The organism is Rufibacter sediminis, assembly GCF_014269285.1.
Lineage (GTDB): Bacteria > Bacteroidota > Bacteroidia > Cytophagales > Hymenobacteraceae > Nibribacter > Nibribacter sediminis.
In genome coordinates this window covers 1-827 of record NZ_JACOAF010000060.1, presented here as the reverse complement: position 1 = coordinate 827, position 827 = coordinate 1, and the positions used below count along the sequence as shown (strand labels likewise).

The 827-nt window shown below is 62.6% G+C and carries 1 protein-coding gene; it reads left to right on the top strand.

Annotation, left to right across the window (positions count from 1 at the left end):
• Window positions 1-60 precede the first annotated feature (60 nt).
• Window positions 61-812, top strand: a protein-coding gene (locus H7U12_RS22095) for an IS5 family transposase (RefSeq protein ID WP_394368085.1) whose coding sequence is annotated in 2 segments (ribosomal slippage) — window positions 61-385 and window positions 385-812 — 753 coding nt in all. Because the reading frame shifts where the segments join, the coding sequence is not laid out codon by codon here.
• Window positions 813-827: the final 15 nt, after the last annotated feature.

The following is an 827-nucleotide window of genomic DNA, read 5'->3' as shown; positions in this document are numbered from 1 at the left end:
GGGCGCGTTGACAATTGTAGAATTATTTTTCCTGGCAGTTGTTAGAGTATCAAAAAGCCTATGCGTCGTTATGAGATCACGGACCGGCAGTGGGAGTCGGTGTCTCGGCTGCTTCCGGGCAAGAGCGGGGATGTGGGCCGGTCAGGCCGCGACAACCGTCTTTTCCTGAACGCGGTTCTGTGGGTTGCCCGCTCAGGTGCACCCTGGCGAGACCTTCCCGAGCGGTTCGGCCCCTGGAACTCGGCCTACGTGCGCTTCCGGCGCTGGTCCCTGAAGGGCGTGTGGGAGCGGGTATTCGAGGCTTTGCAGGAGCCGGACCTGGACTGGCTCATGGTGGACTCGACCGTGGTGCGGGCGCACCAGCACGCGGCAGGGCAAAAAAAGGGGACCCGGAAGCGGAGTGCCTAGGCATGTCGGCGGGCGGCTGGTCCACCAAGATCCACGCGGCAGTGGACGCGCTGGGTAACCCGCTGCGGATCATGCTCACCGTGGGCCAGCGGGGTGATGCCACCCAGGCGCTTGGACTGGTGGAGGGCTACCGGGCCGGCGCCGTGCTGGCCGACCGAGGCTACGATTCCGACGCCTTCCTTGGCTATGTCCGGGACTCGGGCGCCGAGGCGGTGATCCCCTCCAAGAAAAACCGCCTCCAGCAGCGCCAGATCGACAAGAACCTCTACAGAGACCGAAACAAGGTGGAGCGCTTCTTCAGCAAGCTCAAGGCATTCAGGCGTGTGGCCACCAGATACGAGAAGACAGCCGGCAGTTTTGCCGGATTCGTTTTCCTAGCAGCAGCCATGATCCTGCTACACTAATTGTCAACACGCCCT